15 protein-coding genes and 1 pseudogene are annotated in these 17,211 nt (G+C 72.6%); 10 read left to right on the top strand and 6 right to left on the bottom strand.

Annotation, left to right across the window (positions count from 1 at the left end; translation table 11 throughout):
- Positions 1-93: 93 nt before the first annotated feature.
- Positions 94-1,404, top strand: a complete 1,311-nt coding sequence (locus tag AB0F10_RS25780) for a PHB depolymerase family esterase (protein WP_360630010.1) — start codon at positions 94-96, stop codon at positions 1,402-1,404.
- A 65-nt stretch (positions 1,405-1,469) separates the two neighbouring features.
- Here the strand turns inward: AB0F10_RS25780 and AB0F10_RS25775 are convergent, their stop codons facing one another.
- Positions 1,470-3,218 carry a VWA domain-containing protein gene (locus AB0F10_RS25775; protein WP_360630007.1) on the bottom strand — a complete coding sequence of 583 codons (1,749 nt, stop codon included), beginning with the start codon at positions 3,216-3,218 and terminating at the stop codon, positions 1,470-1,472.
- Between the two features lie 290 nt (positions 3,219-3,508).
- Here AB0F10_RS25775 and AB0F10_RS25770 point away from each other — a divergent pair, with 290 nt between their 5' ends.
- The 9 genes and pseudogenes from AB0F10_RS25770 to ligA all read left to right on the top strand — a co-directional run bounded on the left by AB0F10_RS25770 (position 3,509) and on the right by ligA (position 14,367).
- Positions 3,509-4,267: an ABC transporter ATP-binding protein gene (locus AB0F10_RS25770; protein WP_360630004.1), complete on the top strand. Its 759-nt coding sequence runs from the start codon at positions 3,509-3,511 to the stop codon at positions 4,265-4,267.
- Positions 4,254-4,949 (top strand): ABC transporter ATP-binding protein, encoded by a 696-nt coding sequence (locus AB0F10_RS25765; RefSeq protein ID WP_360630001.1) that lies wholly within the window; start codon positions 4,254-4,256, stop codon positions 4,947-4,949. Before AB0F10_RS25770 ends, AB0F10_RS25765 begins: the two co-directional genes overlap by 14 nt.
- Before the next feature lie 30 nt (positions 4,950-4,979).
- Positions 4,980-6,233: an ABC transporter substrate-binding protein gene (locus AB0F10_RS25760; protein ID WP_360629998.1), complete on the top strand. Its 1,254-nt coding sequence runs from the start codon at positions 4,980-4,982 to the stop codon at positions 6,231-6,233.
- Positions 6,230-7,102 (top strand): branched-chain amino acid ABC transporter permease, encoded by an 873-nt coding sequence (locus AB0F10_RS25755; RefSeq protein WP_360629995.1) that lies wholly within the window; start codon positions 6,230-6,232, stop codon positions 7,100-7,102. Before AB0F10_RS25760 ends, AB0F10_RS25755 begins: the two co-directional genes overlap by 4 nt.
- Positions 7,099-8,034: pseudogene (locus AB0F10_RS25750) on the top strand (branched-chain amino acid ABC transporter permease); the annotation flags it as partial. The gene AB0F10_RS25755 and the pseudogene AB0F10_RS25750, both read left to right, overlap by 4 nt.
- A 116-nt stretch (positions 8,035-8,150) precedes the next feature.
- The gene (locus AB0F10_RS25745) at positions 8,151-8,915 is read left to right on the top strand and encodes a 3-hydroxybutyrate dehydrogenase (RefSeq protein WP_360629992.1); all 765 of its coding nucleotides are present in this window, start codon (positions 8,151-8,153) and stop codon (positions 8,913-8,915) included.
- Complete coding sequence (locus AB0F10_RS25740) at positions 8,900-10,843, top strand: GAF domain-containing protein (RefSeq protein WP_360629989.1); 1,944 nt, start codon at positions 8,900-8,902, stop codon at positions 10,841-10,843. The genes AB0F10_RS25745 and AB0F10_RS25740 overlap by 16 nt, the downstream gene beginning before the upstream one ends.
- 4 nt (positions 10,844-10,847) lie before the next feature.
- The gene (locus AB0F10_RS25735; protein ID WP_360629986.1) at positions 10,848-12,143 is read left to right on the top strand and encodes a tannase/feruloyl esterase family alpha/beta hydrolase; all 1,296 of its coding nucleotides are present in this window, start codon (positions 10,848-10,850) and stop codon (positions 12,141-12,143) included.
- A gap of 73 nt (positions 12,144-12,216) precedes the next feature.
- Positions 12,217-14,367: an NAD-dependent DNA ligase LigA gene (gene ligA, locus AB0F10_RS25730; RefSeq protein WP_360629983.1), complete on the top strand. Its 2,151-nt coding sequence runs from the start codon at positions 12,217-12,219 to the stop codon at positions 14,365-14,367.
- Between the two features lie 41 nt (positions 14,368-14,408).
- Here ligA and AB0F10_RS25725 read toward each other — a convergent pair whose 3' ends face one another.
- Genes AB0F10_RS25725 through AB0F10_RS25705 form a run of 5 tightly spaced genes read right to left on the bottom strand, consistent with a single transcriptional unit; the run spans position 14,409 to position 17,134 of the window.
- On the bottom strand, positions 14,409-14,672 hold the full coding sequence (locus AB0F10_RS25725) for a hypothetical protein (protein WP_360629980.1): 264 nt from the start codon (positions 14,670-14,672) through the stop codon (positions 14,409-14,411).
- A 6-nt stretch (positions 14,673-14,678) separates the two neighbouring features.
- The gene (locus AB0F10_RS25720; RefSeq protein ID WP_360629977.1) at positions 14,679-15,254 is read right to left on the bottom strand and encodes a hypothetical protein; all 576 of its coding nucleotides are present in this window, start codon (positions 15,252-15,254) and stop codon (positions 14,679-14,681) included.
- The gene (locus AB0F10_RS25715; protein ID WP_360629974.1) at positions 15,251-16,096 is read right to left on the bottom strand and encodes a hypothetical protein; all 846 of its coding nucleotides are present in this window, start codon (positions 16,094-16,096) and stop codon (positions 15,251-15,253) included. The genes AB0F10_RS25720 and AB0F10_RS25715 overlap by 4 nt, the downstream gene beginning before the upstream one ends.
- Before the next feature lie 28 nt (positions 16,097-16,124).
- Positions 16,125-16,478 carry a hypothetical protein gene (locus tag AB0F10_RS25710; RefSeq protein ID WP_360629971.1) on the bottom strand — a complete coding sequence of 118 codons (354 nt, stop codon included), beginning with the start codon at positions 16,476-16,478 and terminating at the stop codon, positions 16,125-16,127.
- On the bottom strand, positions 16,475-17,134 hold the full coding sequence (locus tag AB0F10_RS25705; protein ID WP_360629969.1) for a hypothetical protein: 660 nt from the start codon (positions 17,132-17,134) through the stop codon (positions 16,475-16,477). The genes AB0F10_RS25710 and AB0F10_RS25705 overlap by 4 nt, the downstream gene beginning before the upstream one ends.
- Between the last annotated feature and the right edge of the window lie 77 nt (positions 17,135-17,211).

Below are 17,211 nucleotides of genomic sequence, written 5' to 3'. Positions count from 1 at the left end.
CGGCCGTCCCGCGCCGGAGGCTGACCGACCCGCTCCGGCGCGACGCGTCACCGTCGCCTCGCGCCGGGGCCCGTGAAGGATCCGAGGAATGTCATGAAGAGACTCGCTCACGCCCTGCTGGCGGTGACCGTCGCCGCGGCGGCCCTCGTCACCGCGACCACCCTGCTGCCCGCCACGCCGGCCGCCGCGGCCTCGCTGCAGGAGGTCACCGGCTTCGGCACCAACCCGACCGGCCTCCGGATGCACCTGTACGTCCCGGACCGGCTGCCGAGCAACCCGGCGCTGCTCGTGGCCGTGCACTACTGCACCGGCTCGGGCCCCGCCTTCTATTCCGGTACCCAGTTCGCGTCCCTGGCCGACCGGTACGGCTACATCGTCATCTACCCGTCGGCGACGAGGTCGGGCAACTGCTTCGACGTCTCGTCGGCCGGGGCGCTGCGCCACGACGGGAACAGCGACCCGGTCGGCATCGTCTCGATGGTCCGGTACGTGCAGGAGCGCTACCGCACCGACCCGGCCCGCACGTTCGTCACCGGCGCCTCGTCCGGCGCGATGATGACGAACGTCCTGCTCGGCGACTACCCGGACGTGTTCCGGGCCGGCTCGGCGTTCATGGGCGTGCCGTTCGGCTGCTTCGCCACCACCGACGGCTCCAGCTGGAACAGCGCCTGCGCGAACGGGCAGATCACCAAGACCGCGCAGGCCTGGGGTGACCTGGTCCGGGCCGCCTACCCGGGCTACTCCGGCGCCCGGCCGCGGATGCAGGTCTGGCACGGCGACCAGGACGCGACGCTGCGTTACCCGAACTTCGCCGAGGAGATCAAGCAGTGGACGAACGTGCTGGGGGTGAGCCAGACGCCGGTGCTCACCGACTCGCCGCAATCGGGCTGGACCCGCACCCGGTACGGGTCGGCGGCGACGCAGGCGCCGGTCGAGGCGATCAGCGTGGCCGGCGTCGGGCACTCGCTGCCGACCAGCGGCATGGCCGAGCGGACGATCAGCTTCTTCGGCCTCGACACGCCGACGGTGCCGGACCCGAGCGGCTCGGCGACCACGCCGCCGCCGTCACCGACGACGCCGCCGCCGGCGGGTAACTGCCGGGTCGGCTACGCGGTCAACGCCTGGAACACCGGGCTGACCGCGTCGATCACCATCACGAACACGGGGCCGGCGCTGACGAGCTGGTCCCTCGGCTTCACGCTGCCCGCCGGGCAGGTCATCACCTCGGGCTGGAACGCCACGTACGCGCCGTCGAGCGGAGCCGTCACGGCCCGCAACGTCTCGTACAACGGCGCGCTGGCGACGGGTGCCTCGACCAGCATAGGCCTGCAGGCGACACACACCGGCGACAGCGGCAAGCCGGCGGCGTTCACGCTGAACGGCGTCGCCTGCGCGATCGCCTGACAGAACGGCCTGCTGCCCCGGACCGGGTGAGCCGGGGCAGCAGGCGTACCACATCGAACGGATCGTCAGGCGCCGGAGCGGCTCGCGATCGCCTGCAGGAAGATCTCACCGATCTTGGCCGGGTCCTCCGCGATGTACACCGCGCCGGAACCGGTCGCCTTCGTGATGGCGGTGAGCTCGTTGCGGTCGACGCCGGTGCCGATGCCGATGATCACCAGACGGACCTCGCGGTTCGGGTCCCGCAGCTTCTTCAGCTTGGTCAGCAGCTCGGCCCGGGTGAGGCCGCCGGGGTTCTCGTTCACGCCGTCGGTGAACAGCAGCACCGAGTTGACCCGGCCGGGCTGCCAGCTCTTCTGCACGTTCTCGTACGCGGCCAGCGCCGTGTCGTAGAGGCCGGTGTCGCCCTTGCGCTTGGGCTCCATCTCCGCGATCGACTTGCTGAGCTCGGTGCGGGCGGCGGTCAGCGGGCTGATCGGCACCTTCTCCTTCCACGGCCGCTTGCCGACCATGTTGGTCGAGAAGAACCAGGTGCCGACGGCCCACCGGTCGTCGAAGAGCGACAGGCCCTGCACCGCGGCGCGCTTGGTGACCTCGTTGCGGGTGAGGCCGCCGGCGGTCGGCACCGTCGTCAGCATCGAGCCGGACACGTCGAAGACGGCGAGGACCCGGCCGGGCTTGGTGATCGCGGCCCAGCTGCCGAGCACCCCGCTGATCGCGGCGGTGGTCTTCGCGGCGATCGTGACCGCCTCGCCGGAGTCGGCCGAGGCCCGCCCGACCGGGGTGGCCGTCGCGGGCGCGCCCTCGGGCGCGGCGAAGCCGGAACCGGCCGTGCCGTCCGGGCCGCGCAGCCCCGCCGCGGCGAGCGCGTTGCGGAAGACCGGACCGCCCAGCGCCTTGTGCAGGGCGGCCGCGGCCAGGCCCTTCTGCGGGTCGACCTCGGGCATGATCGCGAACGGGTAGTCCAGCGCGGCCGGCGCCGGGTCGAGGTAGAGCGCCGCGAGCGGAACCGCGGGCTTGGCCGCGTTGTACGCGACCACGTCCTCCTCCGACAGCGGGGCGGCGCTCAGCCCGGTCGTCAACTCCTGAGCCGTGCCCGGGAACTTCTCCACCAGGTCCTGGCGGATGCTGGAGCTGTTCTCCGCCAGCGCGCGCAGCGCGGCGACCTTTTTCTGGGTGCCGGCGGCGTCGCTGCCGGCCGCGCCGCCGAGGGCGAGCAGGCCCGCCAGGCCGGCGGCGTCACGGGTCGGGTCGACGATGCCGGGGCGCAGGGTCTTGCCGCCGGTCAGCGCGGCGAGCATCTCCTGCCACTTGAGCTGCTTGGCCGGCCAGCCGAGCTGCTTGGCGACCGGGGCGGGCATGGCCAGCACCACGGGGCTCTCGGCGATGGGCGCGGCATCGCCCGGGATGAAGCCGGGCGCGTCGGCGCCCACGCGCAGCAGCCAGGACGACGAGTCCGGGATCCACACGTCCGGCACCTCGGTCTGGCCGGCCGCGCCGCCGAGCCCGGCGATGGTGACTCCGTGGCGCTCCGCGATCGCGGCGGCGCCGGCGGCCGGGTCGAGTTCTTTGACGTTCACCGCCACGCAGACGCCGTTGACCTGGGCGTCTTCCTTTACCCAGGCGGCGGCGGCCGTGCGCACGGCCCCGGATATCTCGGAGACTGCGGCGACGTCCAGCGTGAGCTGGCCGGAACAGTCCTTTGCGGAGAGCTGTTCGTAGCCGAGCCAGGAGCCGGCGCCGACAACGACGACGGCGGCCAGGGCCGAGGCGAGAATGATGGTCAGGCTGAAGGTTCTACGGTGGCGTCCGGACACGCGCTCCATGGTCCGCAACCGAAGATCGGAATGCCATGGATGTTCGGACGAATATTCATGTCCGCTGCAAACTTATGCCGGAACTAAGCTTCCAGATGTGACGACACCATACTGGAACGCCCTTTTCGGGCGCCGTTTTGGTGAACGGCGCGTTACGAGGGGTGGTGACTTGCCCCACTGAAATCCCTCCTGATGTGTGCGTAACGAACATGGCGCGTGCTGTCGGCCCGCCAATAGTGTTGCGCATCACAGGGCGTCCTCATCGCCCGGACATCGAAGGAGGGCATGGGATGCCGCCGCCGATCCTCCAGACCCGCGGGCTCGCCAAGCAGTTCCGCGGCTTCCACGCCGTGGACGGGGTCGACCTCGACATCGCCGAGGGCAGCGTGCACGCGCTCGTCGGGCCCAACGGCGCCGGCAAATCGACCCTGTTCAACCTGCTGACCGGCTTCCTGCGCCCGAGCCGGGGGCGCATCACCCTCGACGGCGGCGACGTCACCGGGCTGTCGCCGGACCGGGTGGCCCGGCTGGGCGTTGCCCGCTCGTTCCAGATCACCACCCTGTTCCCGCAGGCCACCGCCCGCGAGCACGTCGAGCTGGCGCTGCAGGCGCCGACCGGCCTCGGCTGGCGGTTCTGGCGCTCCGAGAACCGCCTGGGCCGGTTCCGGGAGCGGGCGCTCGCCCTGCTCGACGACGTCGGCCTCGCCGACGCGGCCGAGGTGCCGGCCGCCGCCCTGGCCTACGGCCGCAAGCGGGCCCTCGAACTGGCCGTGGCGCTGGCGCTGGACCCGCGGGTGCTGCTGCTCGACGAGCCCACCGCCGGCATGGGCGTCGAGGACGTGGAACGCACCATCGCCCTGATCCGGCGGGTCCGCGCGGGCCGCACCGTCGTGCTCGTCGAGCACAACATGCGGGTGGTGGCGGACCTCGCCGACCGGGTCACCGTGCTCACCCACGGCACCGTCCTGGTCGAGGGCGGCTACGCCGAGGTCCGCGCCGACCCCCGCGTGATCACCGCCTACCTCGGAGAAGCCCATGCTGACCGTTGACGGACTCAGCGCCTGGTACGGCGAGGCGCAGGTGCTGCGGGACGTCGATCTCGCGGTCGCCGAGGGCGAGATCGTCACCCTCGTCGGGCGCAACGGCGCCGGCAAGACGACCCTGCTGCGCTGCGTGATGGGCCTGCACGCGCACTGCTCCGGGCGCCTCGAATTCCTCGGCGACCCGGCGCTGGCGTCCCGGCCCGCGTACCGCCGGGCCCGGGCCGGCATCGGCTACGTGCCCGACGACCGCGGCGTCTTCGCCACCCTCAGCGTCGAGGAGAACCTGCTGCTCCCGCCCGTGGTCGGCCCAGAACCCTGGCCGCTGGGCCGGATCTACGACACCTTCCCGGTGCTGGCGCAGCGGCGGCGCTTCCCCGGCACCCGGCTCTCCGGCGGCGAGCAGCAGATGCTCGCGCTGGCGCGGGTCCTGCGCAGCGGCGCCCGGCTGCTGCTCTGCGACGAGCCGACCGAGGGACTCTCGCCGCTGCTGGTGCAGCAGATCGGCGACATCCTGCGCGAGATCAAGGCCGCGGGCGTCACCGTGCTGCTCATCGAGCAGAACCTGCACTTCGCGACAACCGTGGCCGACCGCCACTACCTGCTGGCCGAGGGCCGCGTCGTCGAGACGCTCGACAACGGCGCGGTCCGGCAACGAGAACACGAACTGCTCGCGTACCTGGGCATCTGACCCCTCCGCACGCCCCCAAGGAGATTCCCCATGCGAAATTCCACCAGAGCGCTCACCGCCGCTCTGGCCGCCGGCACGCTGCTGGTCGCCGGCTGCGGCCGCGGCGGCCCCGGCGGCGGAGCCGACGCCACGGTGAGCGACGACAAGATCGTGCTGGCCGTCCTCAACGACCAGTCCGGCGTCTACGCCGACCTGTCCGGCAAGAACAGCATCGAGGCGGTCAAGATGGCCGTCGCCGACTTCCAGGCGAAGTACGGCGACAAGGCGGTCAGCGGCGACATCGAGGTCGTGTCCGCCGACCACCAGAACAAGCCGGACATCGCCAACTCGAAGGCCCAGGAACTGTACGACCGCGGCCACGCCGACGTGATCCTCGACGTGCCGACGTCCTCCGCGGCGCTCGCCGTGGCCAACGTGGCCAAGGCGAAGAAGAAGCTCTACTTCAACGTGGGCGCCGCCACCACCGAACTCACCGGCAAGCAGTGCAACAAGTACACGTTCCACTACGCGTACGACACGTACATGCTCGCCAACGGCACCGGGACGGCGGTGACCAGGCAGGGCGGCAAGAACTGGTACATCCTCTACCCGGACTACGCGTTCGGGCAGGACATGGAGAAGTCGTTCAGCGCGGCGATCGGCACCGCCGGCGGCACGGTCGTGGCCAAGGACCCGACGCCGTTCCCGAACGACAACTTCTCCACCTTCCTGCTCAAGGCGCCGGGGCTCAAGCCCAAGCCGGACGTGCTCGGCGTCATGCAGGCCGGCGGCGACCTGGTCAACCTGGTCAAGCAGTACAACGAGTTCAAGCTGCGGGAACAGGGCATCAAGCTGTCGGTCGGGCTCATGTTCATCACCGACATCCACTCGCTGGGCCCGGACGCGTTCGCCGGCACCACCTTCACCGACGCCTGGTACTGGAACTTCGACGACCGCAACCGGCAGTGGGCCGACCGGTTCACCGCCAGGACACAGACCCGGCCGTCGTTCGCGCACGCGGCGAACTACTCGGCCGCCATGCAGTACCTGGAGGCGGTGCAGCGGGCCGGCACCGACGCGGCCGACGCCGTCGTGGGCAAGCTCGAGGGATACACGTACGACGACATGTTCGCCCGCAACGCCACCATCCGGGCCGCCGACCACCGGGTCGTGCACGACGTCTACCTGGCCGAGGTGAAGCCCAGGAGCGAGGTCACCACCGACTGGGACTACGAGAAGATCCTGCGGACCATCCCGGCGGCCGAGGCGTTCCGTCCGGAGTCCGCGGGCGGCTGCACGCTGTGACCAGCCTGCTGCAGCAGTGCTTCAACGGACTGGTCAGCGGCGGCTTCTACGCGCTGCTGGCGCTGGGGCTGGCCATCATCTTCGGCATGCTCGGCGTGGTCAACTTCGCACACGGCGCGTTCTTCATGCTCGGCGCGTTCGGCGCCTACCTCGCCCTCGCCGAGTTCGGGGTGCCGTTCTGGGCGGCGCTGTTCCTGGTGCCGGCGGTGCTGTTCCTGCTCGGCATGCTGCTCGAACGCACCCTGATCCGGCGGCTCACCCCGTTCGACCCGCTCTACAACTTCCTGCTCACCTTCGGGCTGACGCTGGTGCTGCAGGACGCGGTCAAGCGCGAGTACGGCGTGCAGTCCCAGCCGTACCCGCGCCCCGCGGAGCTCTCCGGCTCCATCGACCTCGGCCCGTTCGACTACCCGGCGTACCAGGTGTTCGTGCTCGCCGCCGCGATCGTGCTGTGCGCCGCCGTCTGGCTGGTGCTGACCCGGACCCGGGTCGGCATGGTGGTGCGGGCCGCCACCGAGCGTCCCGAGCTCACCGGCGCGCTCGGGGTGAACGTGGGCCGCTGGGTGACCCCGGTCTTCGCGTTCGGCGTCGCCCTCGCCGGGCTGGCCGGCGTGCTGGCCGCGCCCATGCGGGCGGTCAACCCGCTGATGGGCGCCGACCTGATCATCGCGGTCTTCGCCGTCGTGGTGATCGGCGGCCTCGGCTCGGTGTCCGGCTCCGTGCTGGCCGGGTTCGCGATCGGCGTCGCGCAGTCGCTGGGCAACCTGTACGTGCCCGCCCTGTCCCAGACGCTGATCTTCATCATCATGGCCGGCGTGCTGCTGTGGCGGCCCGCGGGGCTGTTCGGACGCGAGGAGGCCCGCACGTGATCCGCCTGCTGCTGCACCACACCGAAGCGGCGGGGCGCCGCCCGCTGCGGTGGCTGCTGCTGGCCGCCGGGCTGACGCTGGCGCTCGCGCTGCCGTGGCTGGTCTACCCGCCGGTCGCCATGGACATCGCAACCTGGGCGCTGTTCGCGGCGGCGGTCGACCTGCTGCTCGGCTACACCGGCCTGCTCTCGTTCGGCCACGCCGCCTTCTGGGGCACGGCCGCGTACACCTCCGGCCTGATCGCCATCCACGGCGGGCTGCCGTTCCCCCTCGCGGTGCTCGGCGGCGCGGCGCTGGCCGCCCTGCTGGCCGTGCCCATCGGTTACCTCTGCGTCCGCAACACGGGCATCTACTTCGCGATGGTCACCCTCGCCTTCGCGCAGATGATCTACTTCGTGGCCAACCAGTGGCGGGGCGCGACCGGGGGAGAGAACGGATTGCAGGGCATACCGCGCGAATTCCTCGGCGCCGACCTCAGCGACCCGTTCGTCTTCTACTACGCCGGGCTGCCGATCGTCCTGTTCGGACTCCTCTGCCTGTGGCGCATCGTGCACTCGCCGTTCGGCCACGTGCTGGTCGCCATCCGCGACAACCCGGCCCGGGCCAGGGCGATCGGCTACCCGGTCGACCGCTACAAACTCCTGGCCTTCGTGCTCTCGGCGGCGCTGTCCGGCCTGGCCGGCGGCCTGTTCTCGATCAGCCACGGCTTCGCGTCGCTGCAGGAGGTCTACTGGACCACCTCCGGCAAGGCCGTGATGATGGTCGTGCTCGGCGGCATCGGCACCCTCTGGGGCAGCACGCTGGGCGCCGCCCTGGTCGTGCTCCTCGAGGACTACCTGTCCACCTCCGGCTTCAACGGCATCGGCCTGGTCACCGGCACCGTCTTCGTGCTGGTGGTGCTGCTGTTCCGGCAGGGCCTGTGGGGCGCCGCCCGGCAGCTCGGCGCCGCCGTGTCCCGCACGGCGCGAAGACGCACGCCGCGACGACGCGCGGACGCGCCGGCCGCACCCGTTCCCACCACGTCGACGACTTCGCGTTGAGGGGCATCATGGACACCAGCACCTCCGGGGACAGCCTGGCCGGGCGGACCGCCGTCGTCACCGGCGGGGCCAGCGGCATCGGGCGGGCCTGCGCCGAGCGGCTGGCGGCGGCCGGCGCCCGGGTCGTCGTCATCGACCGCGACGGCGACGCCGCGGCCCGCGTCGCCGAGCGGATCGGCGGCGTCGCCGAGACCGTCGACCTCTCCGACCTGTCCGCGGTCGACCGCATCGACCCGGCCGTCGACATCGTGGTCAACAACGCCGGCCTGCAGCACGTCGCGCCGCTGCACGAATTCCCGCCCGAGACGTTCTCGCTGATCCTGCGCCTGATGCTGGAGGCGCCGTTCCGGCTGGTGCGGCGCAGCCTGCCGCACATGTACGCGAAGGGCTGGGGCCGGATCGTCAACGTCTCGTCGGTGCACGGGCTGCGCGCCTCGCCGTTCAAGGGCGCGTACGTGTCGGCCAAGCACGGCCTCGAGGGCCTCTCCAAGGTGATCGCGCTCGAGGGCGCCGAGCACGGGGTGACCTCCAACTGCGTCAATCCCGCGTACGTGCGGACGCCGCTGGTCGAGGCGCAGATCGCCGCGCAGGCGGCCCGGCACGGGATGGACGAGGCGCAGGTGGTCGAGCAGGTGATGCTGACGCCGGTGGCCATCAAGCGCCTGGTCGAGCCGGCCGAGGTGGCGGAGCTGGTCGCGTACCTGTGCTCGCCGGGGGCGTCCTTCGTCACCGGCACCTCGATGGTGATGGACGGCGGATGGACCGCGCATTGAGCTCGCCGACCGCGGCGTTCCTCGACCTGCTGCTGCGGGAGGCCGCCGCGATCGAGTTCGAGCGGCCGCTGCTGGACGCCCGGGCCCGGGGCGCGGCGCCGGCCGAGCTCGCCGAGCTGGACGAGGTGCGGGGGCTCGCCCTGCGGGTCCGGGCGCTGCTGGAGCGCCGGCGGCGCCGCGAGGCGGAGCTGAGCGCCCTGGTCGACACCGTCGGCGACCTGGCGACGCTGCGCGACCTCGACGCCGTGCTGGAGGCGATCGTGCGCCGGGCCCGCGAGCTGCTCGACGCCGACGTCGCCTACATGACCCTCAACGACGAGGAGCGCGGCGACACCTACATGCGGGTGACCTACGGCTCGGTGTCGGCCCGCTTCCAGCAGCTCCGGCTGCCGCTCGGCGCCGGCCTCGGCGGGCTGGTCGCGCAGACCGCCGCGCCGTACGTCACCGCCGGCTACGCCGCCGACGCGCGCTTCCAGCACACCGCCGAGATCGACAACGGCGTCACCGAGGAGGGCCTGGTCGCCATCCTGGGCGTGCCGATGCGGCTGGGCAGCCGCGTGCTCGGCGTGCTCTTCGCCGCGAACCGCAGCGCCCGGCCCTTCACCCGCGAGGAGGTGACGCTGCTCGGCTCGCTCGCCGCGCACGCCTCCGTCGCGCTCGACAACACCCGGCTGCTCGGCGAGACCCGGGCCGCGCTCGCGGAACTCGGCGCGGTCAACACCGTGGTCCGCCGGCACAGCGAATCGCTGGAGCGGGCCGCCGAGGCACACGACCGGATGACCGAGGTGATCCTGCGCGGCGGCGACCTGGACGGCCTCGCCGCCGTGGTCGCCGAGGTGCTCGGCGGCGAGCTGGCGATCCTGGACGCCGACGGGCACTGCCTCGCCGCCGTCGGCGACATCGCCGAGGTGGGCTCGCTGGCCGCCGCGGCGGTGGCCGGCCGCGGCCTGGGCCGGGCCACCCGCAACGGCGAGCACTGGGTGCTCGCCGCCGGCGCCGGCAACGAGGCGCTGTGCATCCTCGTGCTGCACGCCCCCGGCGAGCTGAGCGAGACCGACACCCGCATCCTGGAACGTGCCGGGGTGGTGACCGCGCTGCTGCTGCTCTTCCGGCGCAGCCTCGCCCAGGCCGAGGGCCGGGTCCGCGGCGAACTGCTCGAGGACCTGCTGAGCCGGCGGGTGGACGACCCGGTGACCGTGCGGCAGCGGGCCCGGCGGCTCGGCGTCGATCTCGACGCCGCGCACGTGCTGGTCGTGGCCGCGGGACCGGACCGGCACCGCGAGCGGGCCGCACAGTGGAGCTCCGCGTACGCGGCGGCCTGCGGCGGGCTGGCCGCCCAGCGCGACGGCTGCGTGGTGCTGCTGGTCGGCGGCGATCACCCCGGCGAGGCCGCCCGGCGGGTGGTGCGCGAGCTCGGCGCATACCTCGGCGAGCCGGTCACTGGGGGAGGGGCCGGCCCGCTCGCCGGGATCCAGCCGGTGCCCGCCGCGTACGCCGAGGCCCGCCGCTGCGCCTCGGCACTGCGGGCGCTGGGCCGCGTCGGTGACGGCGCGAGCGCCGCCGAACTGGGCTTCGTCGGGCTGCTGGTCGGTGCCGAGCGGGACGTCGGCGCGTTCGTCGCCCAGGCCATCGGCGCGCTGCTGGACTACGACCGCAGGCGCGGCACCGCCCTGGTACGCACGCTGGAGTCCTACTTCGAGGCCGGCGCCAACGCCGCCCGGGCCGCCGAGGTGCTGCACATCCACGTCAACACGGTCACCCAGCGCATCGCCCGCATCGGCCACGTGCTCGGCGACGGCTGGCAGCAGCCCGAACGCGGCCTCGAACTGCGGCTCGCCCTGCGCCTGCACCGCCTCGCCACCCATGACGGGGGCACCGGCAGTGTGGTCGACGGCCATGGTCCAGACCGCGACGGCGCCGGAGCATGACGGGATGTCACCCATCCTCAGCGTCGCGGCCGTCCTGCTGACGGCCGTCCTCGTCCCCGCACCGTCATCGCACCAGTGCCGGGCGCCCGTCGTTCCGGGCGCCGAACGGCAACAGGCGCAGTGCCTCAGCGACCTGACCACCGCCGGCGGGCACACCGATCCCGCCGACTGGGCCGGGCTGACCCCGGCCGGCGCCCGCAACCCGGCCGGCGTGCCCGGAATCCAGATCGACGGCTACTTCCCGGACACCTCGACCACCAACGCCACCCACGGCTGGAACCACGACTCCCAGTTCGTCCTGCGCCTGCCCGAGCGCTGGAACGGCGGCCTGGTGGTCTCCGGCTCGCCCGGCGTACGCGAGCAGTACGCCAACGACTTCGCCATCGGCGACTGGGTCCTCGCGCAGGGCTACGCCTTCGCCGCCACCGACAAGGGCAACGTCGGCGCGGCGTTCTACCGCGACGGGGTCCGCCCCGGCGACGCCATCGTGGAATGGAACCACCGGATGACCGAGCTCACCCGCTCGGCCCGCGCGACGGTCGCGCGCCGCTACGGCCGGGCACCGCGGCACACCTACGCCGCCGGCCTGTCCAACGGCGGCTACCTCGTGCGGTGGCAGCTGGAGAACCACCCCGAGCTCTACGACGGCGGCGTCGACTGGGAGGGCACGCTCTGGCACCCCGACCGGCCCAGCCTGCTCACCTTCCTGCCGCCGGCGCTGCGGGCGTACCCGCGGAACCGGCCCGCGGAGGTCATCGCCGCGGGGTTCGCGCCGGGCTCGGAATTTCTCTGGGACTTCCACCACCGCGTCTACTGGGACCTCACCCAGCGGATCTACCGCGAGGAACTCGACCCGGACTACGACGGCCCGGCCGAGGCCGGCACCCCGTTCTGCGCGCCCGGAACCCCCGCCTGCGACGCCGACTACGACTACCCGAGCCGCCCGGCGGCGGTGCGCGCGGCGATCGGCCGGATCGCGCTCACCGGCCGCATCCAGCGGCCGCTGATCACCCTGCACGGCACCCTCGACGCGCTGCTGCCCATCACCCAGGACTCCGACCTGTACGCGGCGATGGTGCGCGAGCAGCACCGCGACCGGATCTTCCGGTACTACCGGATCGAGGGCGGCAACCACGTCGACGGCCTGTACGACGCGTACCCGGACCGGCTGCGGCCGATCCTGCCGTGCTTCCGCACCGCGTTCACCGCGCTGACCGGCTGGGCCGAGCGGCACCGGGCGCCCGCGCCGAGCCACACGGTCGCCCGCCCGCCGGCCGGTGACCTGGCGAACACCTGCTGAGGCATGTCGTACCCCTGCGGTAGAAAAGACGCGAAGTCCCGTCGCCCTCCGCGCCCCTGGAAATGAGTTCCGCATGCCGAGCAAGCGCCCCTCCGCCGGATCGAACGGCACCGACCACGAGGTCGCGCCGGTCGTCGACGCGGCCAAGGCCGTGCGCTTCGACACGGTGGAGGACTATCACGACGCGATCGCCCGGATCCGCCCGGCCGCCGAGGCCTACTACGCCGGCGACGACCTCGCCATGGACGACGCCACCTACGACGCCCTGCTGGCCCGGGTCGCCGCCACCGAGCGTGCGGAGCCCGGCTGGGCCGAGGCGGGGTCGCCGACCGCGACGATCGGCGCGGGCATCGCCGGCGGCGACGTCCCGCACAGCACCCCGATGCTCAGCCTCGACAACGTCTTCGACGCCGACGAGCTGCGGACCTGGGCGGCGCGCCTCGACCGGGTGCTCGGCCACCCGGCGCACGGCTACACGGTCGAGCCGAAGATCGACGGCATGGCGGTCGCGGCCCGCTACTCCGACGGCCGGCTGCGTCAGCTCACCACCCGCGGCGACGGCGTGGCCGGCGAGGACGTCACCACCCAGGCCCGGCTGGTCGCCGGCCTGCCCGCCGCGCTCACCAGCGCGGCCACGGTCGAGATCCGCGGCGAGGTCTTCATGACCGACGCCGACTTCGCCCGCGCCAACGAGCTTCGGGTCGCGCACGGCGGCCAGCCCTTCGCCAACCCCCGCAGCGCCGCCGCCGGCTCGCTGCGGGCACAGGACCGCGCCTACGACGCGCCGCTGTCCTTCCTCGCCTACGCGGTGCACGACCTGCCCGGCGGCGAGGGACTGACCCACTCCGCCGCGATGGCCGCGGTCGGCGGCCTCGGCGTCGCCACGACCGCGGCCTCACCCGCCGGCATGCCGCGCTGCGAGACGATCGACGACCTGCTGGCCGCGATCGCCGCGATGGGCGCGGCCCGCGGCACCCTCGGCTTCGACATCGACGGCGCCGTCGTCAAGGCCGACGACCCGGCCGACCGCGACCTGGCCGGCTCGTCCAGCCGGGCGCCGCGCTGGGCGATCGCGCACAAGTTCCCGGCGGACACCCGCACCAGCCGGCTCGCCGCGATCGAGGTCCAGGTCGGGCGCACCGGCGTGATCACCCCCGTCGCGGTGCTCGAGCCGGTCCAGGTGGGCGGGGTGGTGGTCACCTCGGCGACGCTGCACAACTTCGGCGACCTGGTCCGCCGCGACGTCCGCGTCGGCGACACCGTGTTCGTCCGCCGCGCCGGCGAGGTCATCCCGGAGATCACCGGCGCGAAGCTCGACGAGCGTCCCGCCGGCGCGCAGCCGTTCACCCCGCCGGAGGTCTGCCCCCGCTGCGGCGGCGAGATCGACCGCTCCCAGAAACGCTGGCGCTGCGTGCAGGGCCGGGCCTGCGGCGCGGGCGAGTCGCTGTCCTACTTCGCGGCCCGCGACTCGATGGACATCGAGGGCCTCGGCGACAAGGTCATCGCCGCCCTGGTCGCGGCGGACCTGGTCACCGACCCGGCCGACCTCTACGGCCTGGATCCCGAGGCGCTGGCGAAACTCGACCGCCTCGGCCGCACCTCGGCGACGAAACTGGTGGCGAACATCGAGGCCTCCAAGGCCCAGCCGCTGTCCCGGGTGCTCACCGGCCTCGGCGTCCGGATGACCGGCCGCTCGATGTCACGCCGCCTGGCCCGCCACTTCGGCTCGATGCGGGCGCTGACCTCGGCGACGGTCGAGCAGTTGCAGGAGGTGGACGCCGTGGGCCCGGAGCGGGCGGCGACGATCGCGGCCGAGCTGATCGAGCTGGCCTCGGTCATCGCCAAGCTCACCGAGCGCGGCGTCAACATGACCGAGCCCGGCGCGCCCGGCCCGGCCGGCCCCGCCGCCGCACCCGGCGACGCGGCCTCGGTGCCCCTGCCGCTGGTCACGGAGGACGGCAGGCCGATGACCGTCGTGGTCACCGGCTCGGTGCCGGGCCTGACCCGCAACGAGGGCAACGAGGCCGTCGAGCACCTGGGCGGCAGGTCCTCGGGCTCGGTCTCGGCCCGCACCGACCTGGTGGTGGTCGGCGCGGGCGCCGGCTCCAAGGCGGCGAAGGCCGAGGAACTCGGGGTCCGCACCATGCCGTCGGAGCGCTTCGCGGAGCTGCTGGCCGCCCACAACGCCGGCGACTCACCCACCCTGACCGACTTCCTGGACTGACCCTGACCCACCCTCCCGACGCGGGAGGGCCGTACCGCCGGTCAGCCGGGCCGGCGAAGGTAGGCGACCTTGCCGTCCTGCTCGAAGTTGACGACCTGCCAGCCCTGGGCCTCCAGCATCTCGGCGGCGGCGAACACCATGTCGACCATGGCGGCGGTCGCGGTCGGGCCGGCCAGGGTCACCCGGAAGCCGCTCGACGGCGTCGCGTTGATCCAGATGAATCGGAACGGATACCCCGCGAGGGTGACCCGGCCGTGGACGATGTCCTCGGCGGAGAACCATCGCGGCGGCCGCGGCGCCGTCATGCGAGCTCACCGCAGATCATCGAGGACGTCCTTCGTGACGGCGATGGCCGGCTCGCGCAGCCGGTCGAGGCCCGCCGACGGGTCGGCCGGCCGGAGCCGGACGGTGGCCACGGCGTTGCCGGACAGCACGCGCACCGTCATGCCATCGGGCTCGGGGGACGCGAACGCCTCGCGGCCGATCCCCGCCACCGGGTCGGTCCGGCCGGTGCGCAGCGCCTGCCACTCCGCGTCGGCGCCCTCCTGCCGCTGGTAGATGCTGAGCCGCGCGGTTGCCGTGTAGCCCTGCTCGCCCGTCGATCTCCAGGCGCAGTCGGCGCGGACGATGTCACCGAACTCGCCGTACTCGTCGGTGGGCCGGCCGGCGCCGGAGAGGCCGAGCTGGGCGGCCACCGTACCGGTGAGCGCGGGGCACTTCGCGGTCAGCCCGGCCCACTTGCCGGTCGCCGGTGGCAGGCCGGCGGCCGACGCGGGCGCCGGCGCAGACCCGGTGATCGGGTTCTCCACCGGGCCGGTGTCGATGTCGTCGCCGCAGCCGGCCAGGGTCATCGCGACCACCGCCGCGGCGAGGAGCCCGCTCCTCATGCGTTCACCGGGGCGGGCCACTTGCCGCCGGGCAGGCCGGTGTGATCGCCGTACTCGCCGGCCACGGTGGTGATCTGCTTGATCACCTCGGCCATCCGGTTGGCCAGGTTGGCCAGGTACTGCAGGGTCTGCTTGACGATCTCGCCGATCAGCTCGGAGGTGTGCTGGAGGGTGATGACCAGCTGGGTCACCGCGCCGGATGCCGACTCGGTGGCGTCGATGACCATCGCGACCAGCGCGCCGACCACCTCCGCGCCGCGATCCGCCAGGCTCACCATGTACGCGGTGTTGGCGGCGGCCACCTCGGCAAGCCAGCTGCTCACGGTCTTCACCTTGCCGGTGGTCGCCTCCACGGCGTCGATCTGGTCGCGTACCCGCTTCTCATAGGTCTCCTTCGCCGGGCCACGCCACGCATCGACGGCACCGGAGCCGGTCATGTCCGGACCCAGGTCGGACAGCGGGGTGTTGACCTTCACCGCCCAGTCCAGGCCGACCTCGAACAGCGACAGCACCGGCACCGAGCCGGCCACCACCTTTTCCAGCGACGCGAGCACGCCGGAGACCTGTTCGCCGAGCTGTTCGACCAGTTTGTGGATCTTCTCGACCGCATCCTTGATCTTGCTGGTCCACCACTCGGAGATGGTGGACCAGATGCTGTCCTCGTTGAGCTCGTGCTCGAGGCGCTCCAGCAGCGCGTTGATCCGCGCCACCATCGCGTCCCACTCCTTGCGGATCTTGTCGACCAGCTGCGCGAGCAGGTCCTTGGCGGTGCGGAACGAGCCGAGGGTGCCCTGTGCGAACTGGTCGCCGTCGGGTGCGCCGCCCGGTGCCGGCTGAGTCATCGGTTCTTCCCTCGTCCGTCCGTCGCGGTCACGATGAGGCGATTTCGTCGAAGTTCTGCGCCGAGTTCTCGTCGCTCTCCTCGTACCAGTCGGCGACCTGCATCAACGCCTTGCCGAACCTGTCGAACTCGACGACCGCCTCCGAGAAGAGCCCGTTCAGCCACCCGTGCATCTGGTTGTATGCCGAGCTGAGGTCGGCGGCCGCGACCACGCCGGTGATGTCGGTGACGACGAACGCGGCGGTGCTGAGCGTCTGGTCCCTGGCCGCGTTCGACACAGTGGTCATCCGGTCCGAGAAGTCGTACCACTTCTTCGCCTCCGCGCGGATGCCGTCGGCGGCGACCTGGATGTTCTCGTCGGAGAACCAGTTGTAGTCGGTCACTGTCGCTCCCCGGTCACGGCCGCGGGCGACTGCACCGCCCGCAGGGCGTCCAACGCGTCCTGCGCCAGTTCCGGCCCGCTGTCCGGCCCGACGATGAAGGTGTCCACCCGGGCCTCGATGATCTGCCACCCCTTGACCACGACCCGGAACAGCCCGCGCGGCCCGCTGACGGTGCGCTCGGCGCCGGAGTCACGCAGCCGGCTGTACCGCTCGGCGTTCGTGATGATCTGTTCGGCCCGGCGCAGCGTTCGCGCCAGCGCATCCTCGAACCGCTCGCTGTCGTAGTCGGGCAGCGGGACCGGCGGCATGTCGGTGAAGGCCGACGCGGGATCGTAGGCCGGTGCGGGCACCTCGTGACCGTACTGCTCCAGCATCATCCGTGCGGCCGCCGCCTTGTCCTTGGCGCAGCGCACGGCCTGCAGAATCGCGGTGCCGACGGCGTGCGGCCCGACCCGCTCCCACCAGGAGGGGTCCAGGCCTATCCGCTGCAGCGCCCCGTTCACGTCGACGACGCTGAAGACGGTGCCGGAGCTGTCCGTCCCGTCGATCAGCTCAAGACCCCGTACCGGCCGGCCCCGGGCGGCGCGGGACACCAGGTCCTCCGCGTCGCCCAGAAATTTGCGCACGTCCTCGACGCGGTTGTCCCCGTAACCCACCGCTGCCCGTCCCTCGTCGTCGTGTCGGTAATTGACCAAGGTAGCGGCTCGGGCCGTCGGACGGGTACCCGGTCGGC

This window comes from Actinoplanes sp. NPDC026623 (assembly GCF_040638275.1).
GTDB lineage: Bacteria > Actinomycetota > Actinomycetes > Mycobacteriales > Micromonosporaceae > Actinoplanes.
The sequence above is the reverse complement of the archived record's forward strand: the minus strand, read 5'-3'. Positions and strand labels throughout refer to the sequence as shown.

Bases quoted from the DNA above. Each gene is read 5' to 3' on its own strand.
- AB0F10_RS25780 (WP_360630010.1), top strand. From the start codon at position 94: ATGAAGAGACTCGCTCACGCCCTGCTGGCGGTGACCGTCGCCGCGGCG.
- AB0F10_RS25770 (WP_360630004.1), top strand. From the start codon at position 3,509: ATGCCGCCGCCGATCCTCCAGACCCGCGGGCTCGCCAAGCAGTTCCGC.
- AB0F10_RS25765 (WP_360630001.1), top strand. From the start codon at position 4,254: ATGCTGACCGTTGACGGACTCAGCGCCTGGTACGGCGAGGCGCAGGTG.
- AB0F10_RS25760 (WP_360629998.1), top strand. From the start codon at position 4,980: ATGCGAAATTCCACCAGAGCGCTCACCGCCGCTCTGGCCGCCGGCACG.
- AB0F10_RS25745 (WP_360629992.1), top strand. From the start codon at position 8,151: ATGGACACCAGCACCTCCGGGGACAGCCTGGCCGGGCGGACCGCCGTC.
- AB0F10_RS25740 (WP_360629989.1), top strand. From the start codon at position 8,900: ATGGACCGCGCATTGAGCTCGCCGACCGCGGCGTTCCTCGACCTGCTG.
- AB0F10_RS25735 (WP_360629986.1), top strand. From the start codon at position 10,848: ATGTCACCCATCCTCAGCGTCGCGGCCGTCCTGCTGACGGCCGTCCTC.
- ligA (WP_360629983.1), top strand. From the start codon at position 12,217: ATGCCGAGCAAGCGCCCCTCCGCCGGATCGAACGGCACCGACCACGAG.
- AB0F10_RS25725 (WP_360629980.1), bottom strand. From the start codon at position 14,672: ATGACGGCGCCGCGGCCGCCGCGATGGTTCTCCGCCGAGGACATCGTC.
- AB0F10_RS25720 (WP_360629977.1), bottom strand. From the start codon at position 15,254: ATGAGGAGCGGGCTCCTCGCCGCGGCGGTGGTCGCGATGACCCTGGCC.
- AB0F10_RS25715 (WP_360629974.1), bottom strand. From the start codon at position 16,096: ATGACTCAGCCGGCACCGGGCGGCGCACCCGACGGCGACCAGTTCGCA.